The following is a 16,170-nucleotide window of genomic DNA, read 5'->3' as shown; positions in this document are numbered from 1 at the left end:
GGCATCCAGTGCCATGGATGGCAAGCTTCGATCCGTCCGTGGAGTCTGGATTTCGGCAATCCCCGCCGAAATGACGGGCACTACCGAGAATCTGACAAGGTAGAAATAGCCCTTTTCGCGATCAACGATGTACCGGTAGCCGGCTCAGGGTGCGTAGGTTGATCAACATCGCCACGCTTTCCGCGATTAGCGCCGGCCAGGCTTGCCAATACCAGTCGTTACCAATCCAGGCCAGACTGGATGCCAAAAGTCCGATGCGCATGCGCCGGTTGTCCAGATAAAACAAGGCCAGCGTGGTGTTGACGACGGCGAACGCCGGCAGCAACGAGACTTCGCCTTGCCAGGACATTGCGGTCAACCCGATGAATAATGCGACGAAGCCGATTGCCGCCCAGTGCTTGTGCGGCGCTTGGTCCCATTTGGCGGACAGTGCTGTCCGCAACGCGGTACAGGCCATGGTCAGCGCGGCGGTCCAGGCGGCCAGCAAAACGTACTGCAAGGCCCACAACAGCGCCCCGGCGGCGGACCAGCGTCGGAATCTCAACCCGTTTTGGGTCAGATAGGCCCGCCATTCCACGATTACGCCGATCCCGCCCGCCAAATAAGCCCAGCCGTGTTGAATCGGAATGCCCGCCCACAGGGCGGCCAGTTCGGTCATGGATTCCAGGGCGGTTCGTCGCCGTCGTAGGGAACGAAATCGGCTATTGTCGGCAGCGTGACGGTAGCGTTGCCGCTCGAAGACTTGGGCAGCGATGATTTAGCCGGTTTGGCTGGGGAGGCGCCAAGCTCGGCGCTGGTCCACTGCGCGAAGGTGGCGGGATCCTTGCCGGCCGGCACGTACCATTTTTTGGCGGCGGCATCCCAGCGCGCGCCCAGCGCCTTGGCGGCATCCTTTTGCGCGTAAGGCACGTTCAGATAGAGTTTACTGTCGGTCATTTCGAATTAAAGACTGCGCGGGCACCTACCCGCGCCGGCATTTTAGTGCATCGCCGTTCCGATCGACAGTCCATGCCAGCCGCGTTTGCCGTTCCATGGGCACGGAATGCTACTCGCCGGCGTCTTAATCGCACTCCAGTGCCGATGCTGACGTGCAGGGTTGACGCCGCTTTGATCCAGTCGCCACCAAGCCAGAACCACGGTCGCGTTTACTTAGAGTGGTTTTTTCTATCGTCCCCACCGAGATTGCTGGCGTAGGTGCTGGCCGCGAACAGCGCCGAGGAAATAATGTATTCGCCGGAGAAAAAGCCGACGAGACCGGTGACGAAAATCAAGCCCGTCAAAATGTCGCGTTGTAAATTACTCATGTCGATCTCCTAAAAATCTAACACGCTGACACAATAGGGCTTGAGCAATTAATTAACAATGGGTGAAACTTGACATGGCTTATTTCTTTTTAGGAAGCAAATTTGCCGGAACTTTGTGAAAAAGCCCCCTAGACGCAGATTTAGACCGGCTGCTTGTTAGCTGTCATTTGTAGAGCGGTCTGCAACGCGAATTGTAGGCTGCCAAGATTGGCCAGCCCGGTGCCGGCCAGTTCCAGCGCGGTGCCGTGATCGACCGAGGTCCGGACGATGGGCAATCCCAGCGTGATGTTGACGGCCTGACCAAAGCCTTTGAATTTCAGCACCGGCAGGCCTTGATCGTGGTACATCGCCAACACCGCGTCGGCATCGTCCAGGTATTTGGGGGTGAACAGCGTGTCGGCCGGCAGCGGGCCGACCAGGTTCAAACCGGCGGCGCGTAGCGAGGCGAGGGTCGGTTCGATGGTCTCGATCTCTTCTCGACCCAGATGACCGCCTTCCCCGGCATGCGGATTCAGGCCGCAGACCAGAATTTTAGGTTGGGCGATACCGAAACGTTGGCGCAAGTCGCGGTCCAGCAAGCGGATAACCTCGGTCAAGCTTGACGGCGTGATTGCCGCGCTGACCTGCGCCAGCGGCAAATGTGTGGTGGCCAGCGCCACGCGCAATCCGGGGGTCGCCAGCATCATCACAGGGGTGCCGCCGGTGATGTCGGCGATGAATTCGGTATGGCCGCTAAACGCGATGCCGGCATCGTTGATGATGCCCTTATGCACCGGCGCGGTGACCATTGCCGCGAACCGGCCGTCCAGGCAGCCCAGCGTTGCCAATCGTATCGTTTCCAGCACATAAGCGCTGTTGGACCGATCGAGTCGGCCGCAGTCGGCCGGGGCTTTCATTGCGACCGGCAAGACGGTGAGGCGGCCGGGTTGGCTGGGTTCGATAGCCGCTTGGTGGTCGAACAAGTCTATTGTCAGCGGCTGACCGAGTGTATCGGCGCGTTGTCGTAACAGTTCGGGATCGGCGACGGCTACCAATTGGCAGGGATGGGCGGACTGCGCGAGCCGCACGCACAAATCCGGACCGATGCCGGCCGGTTCGCCCGGCGTCAGCGCGATGCGGACTGCCGGAGTCATGCGGAACGCCGTTTGCGGCCACCAAGGTTAGCGCGGCGCATGTTCCTGGCAGATTTGTTCGCTATCGGCGCTACTGAGTTTTTCCTGGGTCAGCAGGCAGAAATAGTCGCCGTCTTTCTCGCTGAAATTGCGGCAGGTTTTACAGACGCCGAACGATTGCGACTGGTTGGCTTTCTGCAGCGCGGTCAGCGCTTGCTGAAATACGTTGGCGTCGGACGGCGGGGCGTCGCTGGCGATCAGGATTTGGGTGGCGCTTTGAAACAAGTCGGAGGGTCTGGCTTGTTTCAGCACGTCCGCGCCGTCGGCCAGCAATTGCAGATGCACGACCCGCTTGTCGCGGGTGTCTTGAGTCTTGCCGATATAGCCTTTCTTCTCGAGGATAATCAGCGATTGCGATACGGTGCCGCGTGTCATTCCCAGATAATCGGCGACCGCCGCAGGGGTGTCGCTGTATTTGTTGCAGCGAGACAGGTAGTTTAAAACTTGAAAATGGACCGGTTGCAAGCCCAACTCCGTGCATTTCTTCCGTTCCTCGGAACGGATCAGCGTGGTCATGCACTCGATAAGTTCATAAATATCAGTCTGTTGCATACGTTGCTTTCGGTTTGGATGCGGAAGGTTGACAAGAGCGTGCATCGAGCGTTAAATTGATAGCGAATCGAAACATTAATGTATAACATTCGGCCTGGAGTCAACAAGCGCTTATTTTACCATGCGGGTCCCAAGGCTGTCCGGCCTGACCTTTTATGGTTTAATGCCGCGCGTTGACTCTTTTTTTCACCAGCGGATGACCAGGAATTTCAATGAAAACAACTAGAAAAAGACAACTGAACCTATCCCTATTGGCGGGCGCCGTCGCGACACTGTTGTCATCCGGTTTGGCGAACGCAAAATCGGACGACATGCACCAGATTTTTCAAGATAACTGCGCCAGCTGCCACGGCTCCGATTTGGGCGGTTACTTGGCTCCGGCGATTAACGCTACCACACTCAAGGGCCGCAGTCCGACCGCATTGCGCACCATCGTGATGGCCGGCAGTTTCGATACCTTGATGCCGCCGTTCTACGGCAAACTCAGTGACGACGAAATTCGCGGCGTCATCAAATATTTGCAAGCCACGCCGAAGCAAGCGAATCCGGCCTGGACCATCGACGACATGAAGAAGTCGCTGAGAGTCTACGTCAAGGACGAATCCACGTTGCCGGCCAAGCCGACCTTTCAAATCGACGATAAATTCGAAAACCTGATCGGCGTCGCGGCGCGCGGTAAATACGGCCGCGGCGAAGGCTCCAAAGCCATCTTCATCAATAGTGCGACCCATCAAAAAGTCGGTGAAGTACCAACCGGTACCGCCGCGCACATCATCGATTTCAACCCGGCCAACCCGCGTTGGGCCTACGTGAAAACCGATACCGCCGAGATTTTCAAGGTCGATCTGTATTCAATGAAAGCGGTGCGCAGCATCAAAACCGGTTGGAACGGGCCCGGCATGGGCGTCTCGCGCGACGGCAAATACATCATGGCCGGCTCCTTCGTGCCGCATAACGCAGTGATCCTGGACGCCGACACGCTAGAGCCGCTGAAAACCTTCGAACTGGAAGGCACCGATCCCGACGGCAAACACGTATCTTCCGACTCCGGCATGATCATCGGCACTCCCTATGCCGATATCTTTGCGATTGCGTTGGAAAACGCCGGCCAGGTTTGGGTGGTCGACTACAAGAAAGACGGTTTTCCGGTGACCCGCATCGAAAACGTCGGCCGTCACTTGCACGATGCCTTCCTGACCCACGGCGGCAAGAAATTGATGGTCGCGTCCTATGACGACAGTATCGTCGCCGCGATCGATCTGGAAGAACGCAAACTGATCAAAAAACTCGAAGCCGGTTGCGTGCCGCACGTTGGCGGCGGCTCGGCGGTCAAGGTCGATGGCCGTACCTTGGGCTTCGGCACCAACTTCGGCGATTGCGACAAGATGGTGGTTAGCGTTTGGGACTTGGACAAAATGGAAGTCGTGAAGCAAGTACCGGTTTCCGGCGGTACCGAATCGCCGGCCGCGCATGCCAACGCGCCTTACGTGGCGGTGGACATCATCAGCAAGGACAGACGCGCCCGCACCGTGCAGTTGATCGACAAAAAGTCGCTGGAAGTCGTCAAAACCCTGGATGTCGGCGGTCACGCCTACTTCCCGGAATACAGTGCCGACGGCAAATTCCTCTACATCAGCGCCGGCTACAACGGCGACGAAGTCGTGGTTTACGACTCCAACAGCCTGCAAAAAGTCGCGAGCATTCCGATGGAAAGCCCGGCCGGCATTTTCTCCAGAGGCCGGGTCAAATACATGACCCGCGGCTTGTCGCCGGACGAAATGGAGCAAGGCAAATGAGAGCGAAAATTTCCTTGATCCTGCTCGGTGGCTTAATCGCGGCCGGTCCCGGACAGGCCACCAGTTTGTACGTCGGCCAAAACAAGGCCGGCGCGGTTTGCGCGCAATGCCACGGCATTCGGATGCCGAGCGCCGATGCACCGTTTCCGCCGCTAGGCGGCCGCGATCCCGAGTATTTGAAAACCGCGATTAAGCAATACCGCGACAAAACCCGGAAATCGGACATCATGAATGCGATCGCCGGCTCGTTGACCGATAGCGAGATCAACGACATCGCCGCGTATTACGGTAGCGTCAAGCCTTGATAGCGCGTGCGGCGGCTTGCTGTCTGGCTTGGGGCGTCGGCGTTGCCGCGCAGGCGGACCAACCCAATCCGGCTCGCCAGCAGGAATTGTTAAACATGCTCAAGCACGACTGCGGTTCCTGCCACGGCCTGCCGCCGAAAGGCGGCTTGGGACCGTCGTTGATGCCGGACGCATTGGCCGGCAAGAGCGACGAATTATTGCTGGATGCGATCCAGAAAGGTCGAGCCGGTACGGCTATGCCGCCTTGGCAGCCGTTTTTGAGCATCAATGAAAGCCGTTGGTTGATCGCGCGATTGAGGCAAGGTTGGCTGCCATGACACGCAATGCGCTGATTCTGGGCTGCGCGCTATTTCTCGCCGTCCATCCCTTGGCTTGGGCGGACAACGCGCAAATCGAACAGGCTTACCGCCAACAGCGTAGCGACCTGCAAATCGAAGGCGAAGGCATGGTGATCAAGCTGCTGGCCGACGACAATCGAGGCAGCCGTCATCAGCGTTTCATCATTCGCCTGGAGTCCGGACAAACCCTGTTGGTGGCGCATAACATTGACCTGGCGCCGAAAATCGAAGGCCTCAAGGTTGGCGACAAGCTGGCTTTTGCCGGCGAATACGAGTGGAGCGATAAAGGCGGCACCTTGCACTGGACCCATCGCGATCCGGGTGGGCGGCACGCAGCTGGATGGTTGAAGCATGGCGGCAGGGTTTATCAATAAGACCTCGCCATTTACAATCGGACCTTGCTTTTCGATTTCAGAAGAACAGCCATGACCACGATTACCGAACTCTCGCAACTGGACCCGAACGGTCATTATTCCTATGCCGATTACCTGAGCTGGAGCCTGAACGAAACCATAGAGCTGATTAAAGGCAAGATCAGCCTGATGAGTCCGGCGCCGAGTCTGGATCATCAACGAGTTTCCTGGCAGTTGAATGGTTTGCTTTTCGAGTATTTTCGGAAGAAACCTTGCCGGGCATTTGCCGCCCCGTTCGACGTACGTCTATACGATCGCCGTAAATCGGTAGTCGCCAACCAGGACATTTACACCGTCGTTCAACCCGACTTGTGTGTGATTTGCGATGTCGAAAAACTCGACCCGCGCGGCTGTCTCGGCGCGCCGGACTGGATCATCGAGATTTTGTCGAAAGGCAATTCCAAGAAGGAAATCCAGACCAAATTCGAGCTGTACCGGGAAAGTGGGGTCAAGGAATACTGGATCGTTTACCCGTTCGAGCAAGCGGTGCATCAATTCGTGCTCGACGAGGAGCAGGATCAATACCGGTTGTTGAACATGTTCTCCGGGGAGGACAGTGCTACACCACATCTATTTCCGGATTGTACGATCGATTTGCAGGAAGTATTTGCCGAATAATTTTTACGGTTTTTCATGAAACGACTCATTGCTTTGGCTGGCGCTTTCGCTTTTTACACCCTGTCCGCTAGCGCCGATTTGCGCGCCACCGGCGATCTGGGTGTAGTCATCGAGCGCGAGGCCGGTACGGTGCAAATCGTCAACACCAGCAAGCCGGCAATGCTGAGCCGCATCGAAGGCCTGGGCGATTTGTCGCACGCGTCGGTGGTGTTTTCGCGCGACCAGCGTTACGCCTACGTGTTCGGTCGCGACGGTGGATTGACCAAGCTGGATTTGCTGCAAGACCAGATAGCCAAGCGCATCGTGCAAGCCGGCAACAGCATAGGCGGCGCGATTTCGCAGGACGGCAAGGTCATCGCCGCATCCAATTACACGCCGGGCGGCGTGAAATTATTCGATGCCGACACGCTGGAGCCGCTGGCCGATATTCCGGCCGTCTACGGCGACGACGGTAAGTTGTCCAAGGTGGTCGGTCTGGTCGATGCGCCCGGACAACGTTTCGTCTGCAGTTTGTTCGAAGCGAATGAAATTTGGCTGATCGACGCCAAGAATCCGCGTCAACCGATAGTCAAAAAATTCAAAGACATCGGCAAAGCGCCTTACGACGCCTTGTTGAGCCCGGACGGCCATTTCTATGCCGCCGGCCTGTTCGGCGAAAAAGGCTTGGCCTTGCTGGACTTGTGGCAGCCGGATAAGGGCGTCGAGCATATCCTCGAAGACTACGGCAAGGACGACGAGCAATTGCCGGTTTATAAAATGCCGCATCTGGAAGGCTGGACCATGGCTGGCGATTGGTTGTTTGTGCCGGCGATTGGTGCGCATGAAGTCTTGGTTATTGATAAAAAGGACTGGGCGCTGGTCAAGCGGATTCCGGTGGCCGGTCAGCCGGTGTTCGTCAGCGGCCGGCCTGACGGACGGCAGATCTGGGTCAATTTCGCCTTTCCGGACAATCAGACCGTGCAAGTCATCGACGTCAAGGATTTCAATATCGTCAAAACCCTGCAAGCCGGCAAGGCGGTGTTGCACATGGAATTCAGCCCGCGCGGCGAAGCGGTGTGGTTGGCGGTGCGCGACGAGGACCGGGTGATGGTCTACGACACCGAAACCTTCGCCGAAACCGCCCGTCTGCCGGCGCAAAAGCCCAGCGGCATTTTCTTCTCGGACCGCGCGAATCGGATAGGCTGGTAGCGCATGTTGACCCCCTTGCAGCAACGTCTGCTCAACGATTACCAACAGGATTTTCCGTTGAGCCCGACACCCTATCGCGACATCGCCGAGCAGCTTGGCGTCAGCGAGGACCAAGTGTTGCAGGCCTTCGAACAGTTGGCCGGGCAGCAAATGATCAGCCGTATCGGCCCGGTGATCGCGCCAAACAGTATAGGCAGCAGTGCGTTGGTGGCGATGGCTGTTCCGGGCGCCGATCTGGCCCGCGTCGGCGCATTGGTCAGTGCTTATCCGGAGGTCAATCACAACTACGAGCGCGAGAATCGCTTCAATCTGTGGTTTGTGCTGATCGCCGATGACGAAAACCATCTTAACGCGGTGATTGCCGCTATCGAAGCGCAAGCCGGCTATCCGGCCATGGTGCTGCCGATGCTGGCCGATTACTTCATCAACCTGGGCTTCGAGTTGAATTTGCATGATTGATGCCGTCGATTACCGTTTGATTGCCGCCGTACAGGCCGGTCTGCCGATTGCCGCCCGGCCGTATGCGTTGATTGCCGAGCGCTTGGGCTTGAGCGAAAACGAAGTGCTCAGCCGCTTGGCCAGGCTGAAACAGCAGGGTCTGATCAAGCGCTGGGGCGTCGTCGTCAAACACCGGCAGTTGGGCTATCGCGCCAATGCAATGATCGTGATGAACGTGCCCGACCAGCGGGTTGCCGAGATTGGCGGCTTGGTCAGCCGGCAGGCCTGCGTCAATCTTTGCTATCAACGGCCGCGGCAAGGCGAGGTCTGGCCGTATAACCTGTATTGCATGATTCACGGCAAGAGCCGCGACGTGGTGTTGGCGCAGTGGGCGGCGTTGCGCGATGCCTGCGGCTTGTACGAGTACACCTTCGAAGTGTTGTTTAGCCGACAGTGCTTCAAGCAACGCGGAGCCTTGTACGCCCGCCACGCTGCTTATCGGGAAAGCCCGGTTTTGGCTGGCGAGGGCCGAGCCGAAGCGGCCGCGGCCACGTTGAACTTCGACCTGCAATTGGCTTGAATATGGACGCCACCGACAAAGCCATCGTCAACCGTTTGCAGCAAGGTTTTCCGATTTGCGCGTCGCCGTACCGGCGGATCGCGGACGAATTGGGCATCGCGGAAGCGGATTTACTGAGCCGTTTGCAAGCCTTGTTGGCCGACGGCGTGTTATCGCGGTTCGGACCGATGTATCACGCCGAGCAAATGGGTGGCGCGTTAAGCTTGGCGGCGCTGAAAGTGCCGGAAGCGCGTTTCGACGAAGTCGCCGACATCGTTAACGCCTTCCCGGAAGTCGCCCACAATTACGCCCGCAACCATGTCTTGAACATGTGGTTCGTGCTGGCCACCGAACAACCCGAGCAAGTGGCGGACGTGATCGCCGAAATCGAGCGCCGCACCGGTCTTGTCGTCTACAACATGCCGAAGATCAACGAATATTTCGTGGGTTTGCAGTTGGAGGCTTAGCGTGGCCGAGTCTCGAAATACGAATATCCGAGTCATGGGTAACGTTGTTTGGTGTGTGGAATGAGTGTATAAAATACACATCATTTATTAAATAGGAGTCTGCCATGTCCGTACGTTTTAATGTCGTGTTGTCGGACGATCTCAACCGCGAGCTGGATCGCGTGGCCCAGGAAAATGAGACCAACAAAAGCGAGATCATGCGCAAGGCCATGACCTTGTATCTGGCCGCGCAGGATGGTCGCCGGCGTGGGTTGAAGCTGGGCTTGGTTGAGCCGACCACCCAAAAATTGGAAACCGAAATCATTGGTTTATGAACCATATCGATCTTAACCAGCCGCCGCCCAACCATACTTTCAGCGTTTCGGTCAATCGGGAAGAAACCGACGGCGAGCGGCGGGTAAGATTATTCAAGGATTTGGCCCTGTTCGTGGTGGCGTTGGGCTTTGTGATCACGATTGCTACCTTGTGCTACTCCACGTTGCTGTCCGCTTCAGCCAGTGCCGAGGAAAAGAAATGGGCGATGTCGATTCTTTCCGCGGCCACCGGTGGCTTGATCGGTTATCTGATCCGCAAATGACCATGCCCCGTCCTAGCTCGCTCGATCCTATCGATCGCCAAATCATCCAGGCTACCCAATCCGGCTTGCCATTAGTGGCCGAGCCTTACCAAGCCGTTGCCGAACAACTAGGATTGTCCGCGCGCACCGTGATGTTGTGCCTGGCCGAAATGCAACAGACCGGCGTGATTCGGCGTATCGCGGCGGTGCCCAATCACTACAAGCTGGGCTACCGCTATAACGGCATGACGGTGTGGGATGTCGAGGATCGTCTAGTCGATGCGCTTGGACAGCAGGTGGCGAAGCTGCCGTTTGTCAGCCATTGTTATCGGCGCCCCCGGCATTTGCCGGATTGGCCTTATAACCTGTTCGCGATGGTGCACGCGAAAACCGAGCAGGATGCCGAGCGGCAGGTGGCGATGATCGCCGAACGCCTGGGCGAACATGCCCGCGCCCACGAGGTGTTGTACAGCACCAAAATTTTGAAAAAAACCGGTTTGCGGATTGGCGGCTAAACCATGTTCAGACTGAGTCAATTCATGCGTGAAGTGTTGGCGCCGACGCCATTAGCACCTGCGCGCAAGCCGCCGGGTCCGGTGGTGATCTGGAATCTGATCCGCCGCTGCAATCTGACCTGCAAGCATTGTTACACCACGTCGGCCGACATCGATTTCCCCGGCGAGTTATCCACGCCGGAAATCTACACGGTGATGGACGACTTGAAGGCGTTCAAGGTGCCGGTATTGATCCTGTCCGGCGGCGAGCCGCTGCTGCACCCGGATATTTTCGCGATTTCGCGGCGGGCCCGCGACATGGGCTTTTACGTCGCCTTGTCCAGCAACGGGACCTTGATCGACCAGTCCAACATTGCCCTGATTGCCGCGATCGACTACCAATATATCGGCGTCAGTCTGGACGGCATGCGCGAGGCCCACGATAAATTTCGCCGGAAGCAAGGCTCGTTCGACGCTTCGTTGGCCGGCATTCGCCTGTGCCGTGAGCACGGCATCAAGGCCGGTATTCGGTTTACGTTAACCCAGGACAATGCCCACGATTTCGAAGCCCTGCTGCAATTAATGGATGACGAAGACATCGACAAATTTTATCTGTCGCATCTGAACTACGGCGGGCGCGGTAACAAAAATCGCAAGGACGACGCCGAGTTTCAATTGACGCGGCGCGTCATGGATGCGCTGTTCGAAAAGTCGCTGAGCTGGGAGGCGCAAGGCCTGCACCGCGAAGTGGTTACCGGCAACAACGATGCCGACGCGGTGTATTTTCTGCATTGGGTCGCACGCCGCTTCCCGGAGCGCGCCGGCCATATCCAGGCCAAACTGCGGCAATGGGGCGGCAACGCTTCCGGCGTCAACGTGGCTAATATCGACAACTTAGGTAATGTCCATCCGGATACCTTTTGGTGGCACTACGGGCTCGGCAACGTCCGGCAGCGGCCGTTTTCCGAGATCTGGCAAGATCTGTCCGATCCGCTGATGGCCGGATTGAAAGCCTCGCCTCGGCCGCTACAAGGCCGTTGCGGTACCTGTGACTACCAAGCCATCTGCAACGGCAACACCCGCGTCCGCGCCCAGCAATTGACCGGCGATTGCTGGGCCGAGGATCCCGGTTGCTATCTGACCGACGCGGAGATCGCCGACCCAGCGAATCCGCTGAATAGAGCGGCCGTAAACGGCTGATGCGGAACACTCCGCACTTCGGGAGCAACCAATGCCCCTAACCTGGCGATCGGCAAACGGGTAGCCCGGAAAATCAAAAATTACTGGTGTAGGAGCGGCTTTAGCCGCGATCGATGTCGTTCCGACACCGGTGTCTCGCCTATGCGACCGCTGCCTTTCAGCGCCATCAACCCTTGATTCCCCGTCAGTCGTCCTGAAAACGTAACCAAGGTTTGGCCCTAGCCTTTTTTCCCGCGACACATGCTAAGGCCGCGGCGTGCCTACATCCTCGCGCTCATTTGTTTTAGTCGGTATCAGCCAGCGGTTCACTTGTTCCAGATCGGCCGGCGACAAACTACCCACCGCCTGTTTCAGGCGCAGACTGTCGAGTAAGTAGTCGTAACGGGCGCGGGCGTAGTCGCGTTGAGCGCCGAGCAATTCGCGTTCGGCGACGATGACGTCCAATGCGGTACGCCGGCCGGCGTTGAAACCGGCCTGGGTGGCGGCGAGACCGGTTTCGGCGGATTTGAGTGCTTGCTGCAATGCCTTGACTCGGCTGATGCCGGCCACCACGCCCAGATAGGCATTGCTGGCGCCGCGCCGCACCGCGCGCTTTTGTTGGGCCAGATCGGCCAGCGCCTGACGATAGCGATGTTCGGCTTCGCGAGTCCGGGATTCGGTGCGGCCGCCCTGGTACAGCGGCAGGTTCAGATTCAGGCCGATGATATCGTCCTCGACATCCGCCGACCCGAAACGGCCGCCGGACGTGGCAAAACCGTGGCTGCCGCTGGCATCCAGCGTCGGCAGGTGGCCGGTGCGCTGTCGCTGAATTTCATCGTGGGCGACCTGAACAGCTTTTTGTTGCGCTAGCAAACCGTAGTTTTGGGTGAGCGCCAACTCCACCCAGCGCTGCTCGTCGGCCGGTTCCGGGGCCAATAACGGCATGTCGGTACTGAGCGCGTCCAATTGTGGATATTGCTGGCCGGCCGTTTCCCGCAGGCCCTCGCGGGCGTCGCGCAGTTGGTGATCGGCGGCGATGGCGTCGGCCACGGCCCGGTCGTAGCCGGCACGGGCTTCCTGGACATCGGTCAACGCCAGAAAGCCGACTGCCCGCCGTTGTTCGGCTTCGGTGAGCTTACGCTGCAGCGATTGATGTTGGGCCTGGGCAAACTTCAGGTTTTCCTCGGCGGCCAGCACGTCGAAATAGCGTTCGCAAACCGTCAGCATCAGCGCGATTTCGGCGGCGCTGCTGTCGGCCTCGGCTTGGGCGACCCGATTGTCGGCCTGCTCCAGCGCGACCCAGCGGTCGATATGCAGCAAGGGTTGGCTGATCGATAAGCTGTAGGCGCCGGTCATGAATTCGCTACGACTGCCCAAGCCGATCGCGGCCGCGCCGCCGTAACGAATATTTTGGTAGTCGCGCGCAACGTTGGCGCTAAAGCTGGCCTCCGGAAGAAACAGCGCGGCTTGCGCCTGGGATTGGCTTTCGACGACGGCTTCCACGCCTTCGCGGGCTTTTTCCAGACTGGGATTGTCTTGCAGAGCGTCGCGATACACCGCCAGCAAATTTTGCGCGCTTGCCGGAACAGCGGCTAGCGCGGCGGCCAGCAGCCAGCCGATCGAGCAAGCCCGGCGCGGAGCCGGCCTGGCATGGCGCTGGCCGGATGGGCTTGGGGCGGCCGCCGGCCGCGCCGCGCGGTTAAGCGCCATGCGTTTTACCCCGCAAGGCCCACGCCATCCCCAAGCGGTACAGCAAAGGCATCAGGAATAAGGTAAACAGCGTCGAAAAGCCCACTCCCCAGACGATCGCGGTCGCCACCGGCCGCCAGGCGGTCGCGGACTGGTCGGCGCTCAGCGCCAGCGGCAACAGACCGACCGTGGTGGTCAACGAGGTAATTAGAATCGGCAGTAATCGCCGCCGCGCCGCCCAGATGCTGGCATGTACCACGCCCATGCCGGATTGCAAGCGATCGTGGGCCGCCGAGAACATCAGGATCGCCGAGTTGACGGCGATGCCGGCTAGAGCCACGGCGCCGTAAAAGGTGTACAAACTGACCGCTTCCCCGGACAGCATCAGCCCCAGGATGACGCCGGCGAAGGCCATCGGGATTTTCAGCAACACCAGCAGCGGCAAGCCGTAGCTTTGAAATTGCGCGCCGACGATGATGAAGATCAGTCCCAAACCCAGCGCCAACAACTGCCAGAGCTGTTTTAGGCCTTCTTCCACGGTTTCCATTTCGCCGCCGAAGCTCACCTTGACGTCCGGATAACGATCCTTGACCCATTCCCAACGGCGCTGAATCTCGCGGTTGGCGGCCAGCGTATCCATTTGGCTTTTATCGAGATCGGCCTGCAGGGTCAGCATCTGTTGGTAATCGATATGATTGATGCTGGCGGGGCCGATACGCGGCTCGGCACTGACCAATTGGCCGAGCGGCACGGTCGAGCCGTCGGCGCGGGCCACCGTGTAACGCAGTAGCTCGCCGATGTCGCGTATGTCGTTTTGATAGGCGCGCACCCGCACGCCGACCGGCTCGCCTTGCTCGGTATAGCTGGCGACGCTCTCGCCGTCCGCCAGCAATTGCAGGGTGCGGGAGACGGTGTCCGGGCTTAGGCTGGCCCGTTGAATCGCCGCGCTATCCAGCCTTAATTTCAATTCGCTGAGTCCGGCGATCCGGTCCAACCGGATTTGGCTGACGCCGGGCGTCGCGGCGAGCACGCTTTTCAATTCGGCGACCGCAGCATCCAGTTGGGCGCCGGCGCCGCCTTGGATGTTGAGGTTAATCGCCTTGCCGACGCCGCCGCCCAATGCCGAGCCTTCGCCCTCGACCCAAGCCTCGACGGCTCCGTCGAGATTCGTCAGCAGGGGTTTCACCGAGGGTATCAAGCTGGCGGCATCGCGACTGCCATGGTTCAAGCTGAACCACAAATCGCCGTATTGGTGGCCGTACAAATATTGGCCTTCCTTGGCGATAGCGCCGCTTTCGGCCGCGCTGGCCCGCAATTCTCCCGGCTCGAATAACGGGATGATGCGTCGTTCGATTTCCTCCAAGGTGGCCAGGGTCTTCGCCGACGGCGTGCCGCTGGCCATTTCCAGCGTGACGACAAAGCCGTAATCGGGTGGCGTTGGCAACCAATTAAATCTTACCCAGGAAAACGCCACGGCCGAGCCGGCCAGCGCGAAGAAGGCCAGCAACACCAGCAAGGCCTGAATGGGGCGGCGTAACACGTAAACCAAGGCATGGCCGTAGCGGCGTTGCAGGCTTAAACGCATCCGTTCTCGCCAATGTGTCGCGGCTTTGCCGGCATTTGGCGCTTCGGACTTGACGGTAGCGGCAGCATGGGCCGGCAAAATCCACAAGGCCTGGACGATGCTGATCAGCAAGGCCAGGCAGACTACTTGCGGCACCACGCCCATCAAAATGCCCAGATAGCCGCTCATCAACATCAGCGGCACAAAAGTGGCGATCGTGGTTAGCGAGGAGGTGGCGACCGGCAGCCAGACTTCGCGCAAGGCCGCCACCGTCGCGGACAAGGGCGGCAAACCCCGCCGCAACTGTTGGCCGACCGCCTCGATCACCACCACCGCATCGTCGACCAGCATCCCCAGCACGATGATGACCCCCAGCAACACACTGAGATTGAGCGATTGGTGAGTAATCTGCAGTGCGATGAAGACCCCGGCCAATGAGAACGGCACCGCCAACGTGGTCAGCAGCGACAAGCGGGTACCCAACAGCAGCCAGGTCACCGCCAACACCAGCAACATGCCGGACCAGGCGTGCTCCTCCATCGTGGCGATGGCGCTCCTGATTTGATCGGACTGGTCTATCAGTAAAAACAGTTGCACGCCGGTATGCGCGCTAACCCGGTTGCGGGCGTCGATGTAGGCCTTTAGTTGATCGATCAAGGTCAGCGTGTTGGCGCCGGCTTGCTTGATCGGCATCACCGCCACCGCCGGTTGGCCGCGAAACCGCGCGCCGAGCTTCACCGCCTTGCTGGTACGGCTAATGTCGGCCAAATCGCCCAACTTCACTTCGCCCTTGGCGCCCAAGACCGGCAGTTGCGCCAGCCGGCTTGCCGCGTCCTCGGTGCCGGTCAGGCGCAGCAGCCACTCGCGTTCGTCAACCTTGACGATGCCGGCGGCGATGTCTCGGAAGTACGCGCCGACCGTATCGGCCAGGGCGGTGGGGCTGATGCCCAGGCCGGCCAGGCGTTCCGGATGAAACACCACCTGCAGCTCCGGATCTTCCAGGCCCTTGGTTTCCACCGTCGCCACGCCGGGCATGCGCTGCAAATCGAGTTTGACTTGGCGGGCCTGGCGGCGAAAGTTTTCGTCTTCGCCGGGGCCGTACACCAAAATCTTGAACCAGTCCGAGCCCAGATTGCCTTCGAAAATGTCCGGCGCTGCCGCCGACTTCGGCAATTCCGACTGCGCCAAGGTCTGCAATTCGCGCCGCAGCTCCATCATCCGGCGTTCGTAGACCGGTTTATCGAGTTCCTCGAAGCTAACCGTGATCGTTGCGATACCGGTTTGGGCATTGCTGCTGACGTGCTTGATGTCGCGGATTTTGCCGCGCAGCGTGCGTTCGATCGGGTCGACGATCAAGCGCTCGACGTCCTCGGCGCCGGCGCCGGGCAGCGCCACGGCGATGCTGGCGGCGTGAACCGGCGTATCCGGCGCTTTTTCCTTGGGGAGTTGCGGATAGGCCAAGCCCCCCAGAATCAGCACCATCAAATAGCTGAGATTGGCGAGGACGTGGTTGCGGTACAGCGAATGCAGCCACATGC

General features: G+C 59.1%; 20 protein-coding genes. 13 read left to right on the top strand and 7 right to left on the bottom strand.

Features of this window, described 5'->3' with window-relative positions:
• Positions 1-121 precede the first annotated feature (121 nt).
• From ACQE3D_RS20575 to ACQE3D_RS20555, 5 genes are all read right to left on the bottom strand, one after another.
• On the bottom strand, positions 122-658 hold the full coding sequence (locus tag ACQE3D_RS20575; protein WP_168033179.1) for a YgjV family protein: 537 nt from the start codon (positions 656-658) through the stop codon (positions 122-124).
• Positions 655-936, bottom strand: a complete 282-nt coding sequence (locus ACQE3D_RS20570) for a DUF5710 domain-containing protein (protein ID WP_313730661.1) — start codon at positions 934-936, stop codon at positions 655-657. The genes ACQE3D_RS20575 and ACQE3D_RS20570 overlap by 4 nt, the downstream gene beginning before the upstream one ends.
• Positions 937-1,145: 209 nt before the next feature.
• Positions 1,146-1,304, bottom strand: a complete 159-nt coding sequence (locus ACQE3D_RS20565; protein ID WP_168033175.1) for a hypothetical protein — start codon at positions 1,302-1,304, stop codon at positions 1,146-1,148.
• Between the two features lie 140 nt (positions 1,305-1,444).
• On the bottom strand, positions 1,445-2,437 hold the full coding sequence (gene pdxA, locus ACQE3D_RS20560) for a 4-hydroxythreonine-4-phosphate dehydrogenase PdxA (protein WP_313730662.1): 993 nt from the start codon (positions 2,435-2,437) through the stop codon (positions 1,445-1,447).
• A gap of 27 nt (positions 2,438-2,464) precedes the next feature.
• A complete protein-coding gene (locus tag ACQE3D_RS20555; RefSeq protein WP_313730663.1) occupies positions 2,465-3,028 on the bottom strand; it encodes a MarR family winged helix-turn-helix transcriptional regulator in 564 nt (187 codons plus the stop codon).
• A 212-nt stretch (positions 3,029-3,240) separates the two neighbouring features.
• Here ACQE3D_RS20555 and ACQE3D_RS20550 point away from each other — a divergent pair, with 212 nt between their 5' ends.
• From ACQE3D_RS20550 to nirJ, 13 genes are all read left to right on the top strand, one after another.
• The gene (locus ACQE3D_RS20550; RefSeq protein ID WP_313730665.1) at positions 3,241-4,824 is read left to right on the top strand and encodes a cytochrome D1 domain-containing protein; all 1,584 of its coding nucleotides are present in this window, start codon (positions 3,241-3,243) and stop codon (positions 4,822-4,824) included.
• Entirely contained in the window at positions 4,821-5,129 is a 309-nt protein-coding gene (locus ACQE3D_RS20545) for a c-type cytochrome (RefSeq protein ID WP_064031137.1), read from the top strand. Before ACQE3D_RS20550 ends, ACQE3D_RS20545 begins: the two co-directional genes overlap by 4 nt.
• Positions 5,126-5,446: a c-type cytochrome gene (locus tag ACQE3D_RS20540; RefSeq protein ID WP_281021346.1), complete on the top strand. Its 321-nt coding sequence runs from the start codon at positions 5,126-5,128 to the stop codon at positions 5,444-5,446. The genes ACQE3D_RS20545 and ACQE3D_RS20540 overlap by 4 nt, the downstream gene beginning before the upstream one ends.
• A complete protein-coding gene (locus tag ACQE3D_RS20535) occupies positions 5,443-5,841 on the top strand; it encodes a DUF3465 domain-containing protein (protein ID WP_281021345.1) in 399 nt (132 codons plus the stop codon). The genes ACQE3D_RS20540 and ACQE3D_RS20535 overlap by 4 nt, the downstream gene beginning before the upstream one ends.
• Before the next feature lie 51 nt (positions 5,842-5,892).
• Entirely contained in the window at positions 5,893-6,498 is a 606-nt protein-coding gene (locus ACQE3D_RS20530; RefSeq protein WP_313730666.1) for a Uma2 family endonuclease, read from the top strand.
• A 15-nt stretch (positions 6,499-6,513) separates the two neighbouring features.
• Positions 6,514-7,686 (top strand): cytochrome D1 domain-containing protein, encoded by a 1,173-nt coding sequence (locus tag ACQE3D_RS20525; protein WP_313730667.1) that lies wholly within the window; start codon positions 6,514-6,516, stop codon positions 7,684-7,686.
• A 3-nt stretch (positions 7,687-7,689) separates the two neighbouring features.
• Complete coding sequence (locus ACQE3D_RS20520) at positions 7,690-8,145, top strand: Lrp/AsnC family transcriptional regulator (RefSeq protein ID WP_313730668.1); 456 nt, start codon at positions 7,690-7,692, stop codon at positions 8,143-8,145.
• Positions 8,138-8,704: an AsnC family transcriptional regulator gene (locus tag ACQE3D_RS20515; RefSeq protein ID WP_313730669.1), complete on the top strand. Its 567-nt coding sequence runs from the start codon at positions 8,138-8,140 to the stop codon at positions 8,702-8,704. The genes ACQE3D_RS20520 and ACQE3D_RS20515 overlap by 8 nt, the downstream gene beginning before the upstream one ends.
• A gap of 2 nt (positions 8,705-8,706) precedes the next feature.
• Positions 8,707-9,150, top strand: a complete 444-nt coding sequence (locus ACQE3D_RS20510) for an Lrp/AsnC family transcriptional regulator (protein ID WP_313730670.1) — start codon at positions 8,707-8,709, stop codon at positions 9,148-9,150.
• A 104-nt stretch (positions 9,151-9,254) separates the two neighbouring features.
• Positions 9,255-9,464, top strand: a complete 210-nt coding sequence (locus ACQE3D_RS20505) for a ribbon-helix-helix protein, CopG family (RefSeq protein WP_064031144.1) — start codon at positions 9,255-9,257, stop codon at positions 9,462-9,464.
• Complete coding sequence (locus tag ACQE3D_RS20500) at positions 9,461-9,727, top strand: hypothetical protein (protein ID WP_071156025.1); 267 nt, start codon at positions 9,461-9,463, stop codon at positions 9,725-9,727. Before ACQE3D_RS20505 ends, ACQE3D_RS20500 begins: the two co-directional genes overlap by 4 nt.
• Positions 9,728-9,729: 2 nt before the next feature.
• Positions 9,730-10,221 carry an AsnC family transcriptional regulator gene (locus tag ACQE3D_RS20495; RefSeq protein WP_313730671.1) on the top strand — a complete coding sequence of 164 codons (492 nt, stop codon included), beginning with the start codon at positions 9,730-9,732 and terminating at the stop codon, positions 10,219-10,221.
• Between the two features lie 3 nt (positions 10,222-10,224).
• Positions 10,225-11,400 carry a heme d1 biosynthesis radical SAM protein NirJ gene (nirJ, locus tag ACQE3D_RS20490; protein ID WP_313730672.1) on the top strand — a complete coding sequence of 392 codons (1,176 nt, stop codon included), beginning with the start codon at positions 10,225-10,227 and terminating at the stop codon, positions 11,398-11,400.
• A 243-nt stretch (positions 11,401-11,643) separates the two neighbouring features.
• On the opposite strand, the gene ACQE3D_RS20485 is transcribed toward nirJ, so the two are convergent.
• Complete coding sequence (locus ACQE3D_RS20485) at positions 11,644-13,089, bottom strand: TolC family outer membrane protein (protein WP_313730673.1); 1,446 nt, start codon at positions 13,087-13,089, stop codon at positions 11,644-11,646.
• A complete protein-coding gene (locus tag ACQE3D_RS20480; RefSeq protein ID WP_313731064.1) occupies positions 13,079-16,168 on the bottom strand; it encodes an efflux RND transporter permease subunit in 3,090 nt (1,029 codons plus the stop codon). The genes ACQE3D_RS20485 and ACQE3D_RS20480 overlap by 11 nt, the downstream gene beginning before the upstream one ends.
• Positions 16,169-16,170 lie beyond the last annotated feature (2 nt).

Origin of the sequence: Methylomonas sp. MS20 (assembly GCF_050275925.1) — a bacterium.
Classification (GTDB): domain Bacteria; phylum Pseudomonadota; class Gammaproteobacteria; order Methylococcales; family Methylomonadaceae; genus Methylomonas; species Methylomonas koyamae_A.
This window is presented reverse-complemented; position numbering and strand designations above follow the sequence as displayed.

What these genes read in the sequence shown, in the direction of transcription:
- ACQE3D_RS20575 (WP_168033179.1), bottom strand. Translation starts at nt 658, where the DNA reads ATGACCGAACTGGCCGCCCTGTGGGCGGGCATTCCGATTCAACACGGC.
- ACQE3D_RS20570 (WP_313730661.1), bottom strand. Translation starts at nt 936, where the DNA reads ATGACCGACAGTAAACTCTATCTGAACGTGCCTTACGCGCAAAAGGAT.
- ACQE3D_RS20565 (WP_168033175.1), bottom strand. Translation starts at nt 1,304, where the DNA reads ATGAGTAATTTACAACGCGACATTTTGACGGGCTTGATTTTCGTCACC.
- pdxA (WP_313730662.1), bottom strand. Translation starts at nt 2,437, where the DNA reads ATGACTCCGGCAGTCCGCATCGCGCTGACGCCGGGCGAACCGGCCGGC.
- ACQE3D_RS20555 (WP_313730663.1), bottom strand. Translation starts at nt 3,028, where the DNA reads ATGCAACAGACTGATATTTATGAACTTATCGAGTGCATGACCACGCTG.
- ACQE3D_RS20550 (WP_313730665.1), top strand. Translation starts at nt 3,241, where the DNA reads ATGAAAACAACTAGAAAAAGACAACTGAACCTATCCCTATTGGCGGGC.
- ACQE3D_RS20545 (WP_064031137.1), top strand. Translation starts at nt 4,821, where the DNA reads ATGAGAGCGAAAATTTCCTTGATCCTGCTCGGTGGCTTAATCGCGGCC.
- ACQE3D_RS20535 (WP_281021345.1), top strand. Translation starts at nt 5,443, where the DNA reads ATGACACGCAATGCGCTGATTCTGGGCTGCGCGCTATTTCTCGCCGTC.
- ACQE3D_RS20530 (WP_313730666.1), top strand. Translation starts at nt 5,893, where the DNA reads ATGACCACGATTACCGAACTCTCGCAACTGGACCCGAACGGTCATTAT.
- ACQE3D_RS20525 (WP_313730667.1), top strand. Translation starts at nt 6,514, where the DNA reads ATGAAACGACTCATTGCTTTGGCTGGCGCTTTCGCTTTTTACACCCTG.
- ACQE3D_RS20520 (WP_313730668.1), top strand. Translation starts at nt 7,690, where the DNA reads ATGTTGACCCCCTTGCAGCAACGTCTGCTCAACGATTACCAACAGGAT.
- ACQE3D_RS20515 (WP_313730669.1), top strand. Translation starts at nt 8,138, where the DNA reads ATGATTGATGCCGTCGATTACCGTTTGATTGCCGCCGTACAGGCCGGT.
- ACQE3D_RS20510 (WP_313730670.1), top strand. Translation starts at nt 8,707, where the DNA reads ATGGACGCCACCGACAAAGCCATCGTCAACCGTTTGCAGCAAGGTTTT.
- ACQE3D_RS20505 (WP_064031144.1), top strand. Translation starts at nt 9,255, where the DNA reads ATGTCCGTACGTTTTAATGTCGTGTTGTCGGACGATCTCAACCGCGAG.
- ACQE3D_RS20500 (WP_071156025.1), top strand. Translation starts at nt 9,461, where the DNA reads ATGAACCATATCGATCTTAACCAGCCGCCGCCCAACCATACTTTCAGC.
- ACQE3D_RS20495 (WP_313730671.1), top strand. Translation starts at nt 9,730, where the DNA reads ATGCCCCGTCCTAGCTCGCTCGATCCTATCGATCGCCAAATCATCCAG.
- nirJ (WP_313730672.1), top strand. Translation starts at nt 10,225, where the DNA reads ATGTTCAGACTGAGTCAATTCATGCGTGAAGTGTTGGCGCCGACGCCA.
- ACQE3D_RS20485 (WP_313730673.1), bottom strand. Translation starts at nt 13,089, where the DNA reads ATGGCGCTTAACCGCGCGGCGCGGCCGGCGGCCGCCCCAAGCCCATCC.
- ACQE3D_RS20480 (WP_313731064.1), bottom strand. Translation starts at nt 16,168, where the DNA reads ATGTGGCTGCATTCGCTGTACCGCAACCACGTCCTCGCCAATCTCAGC.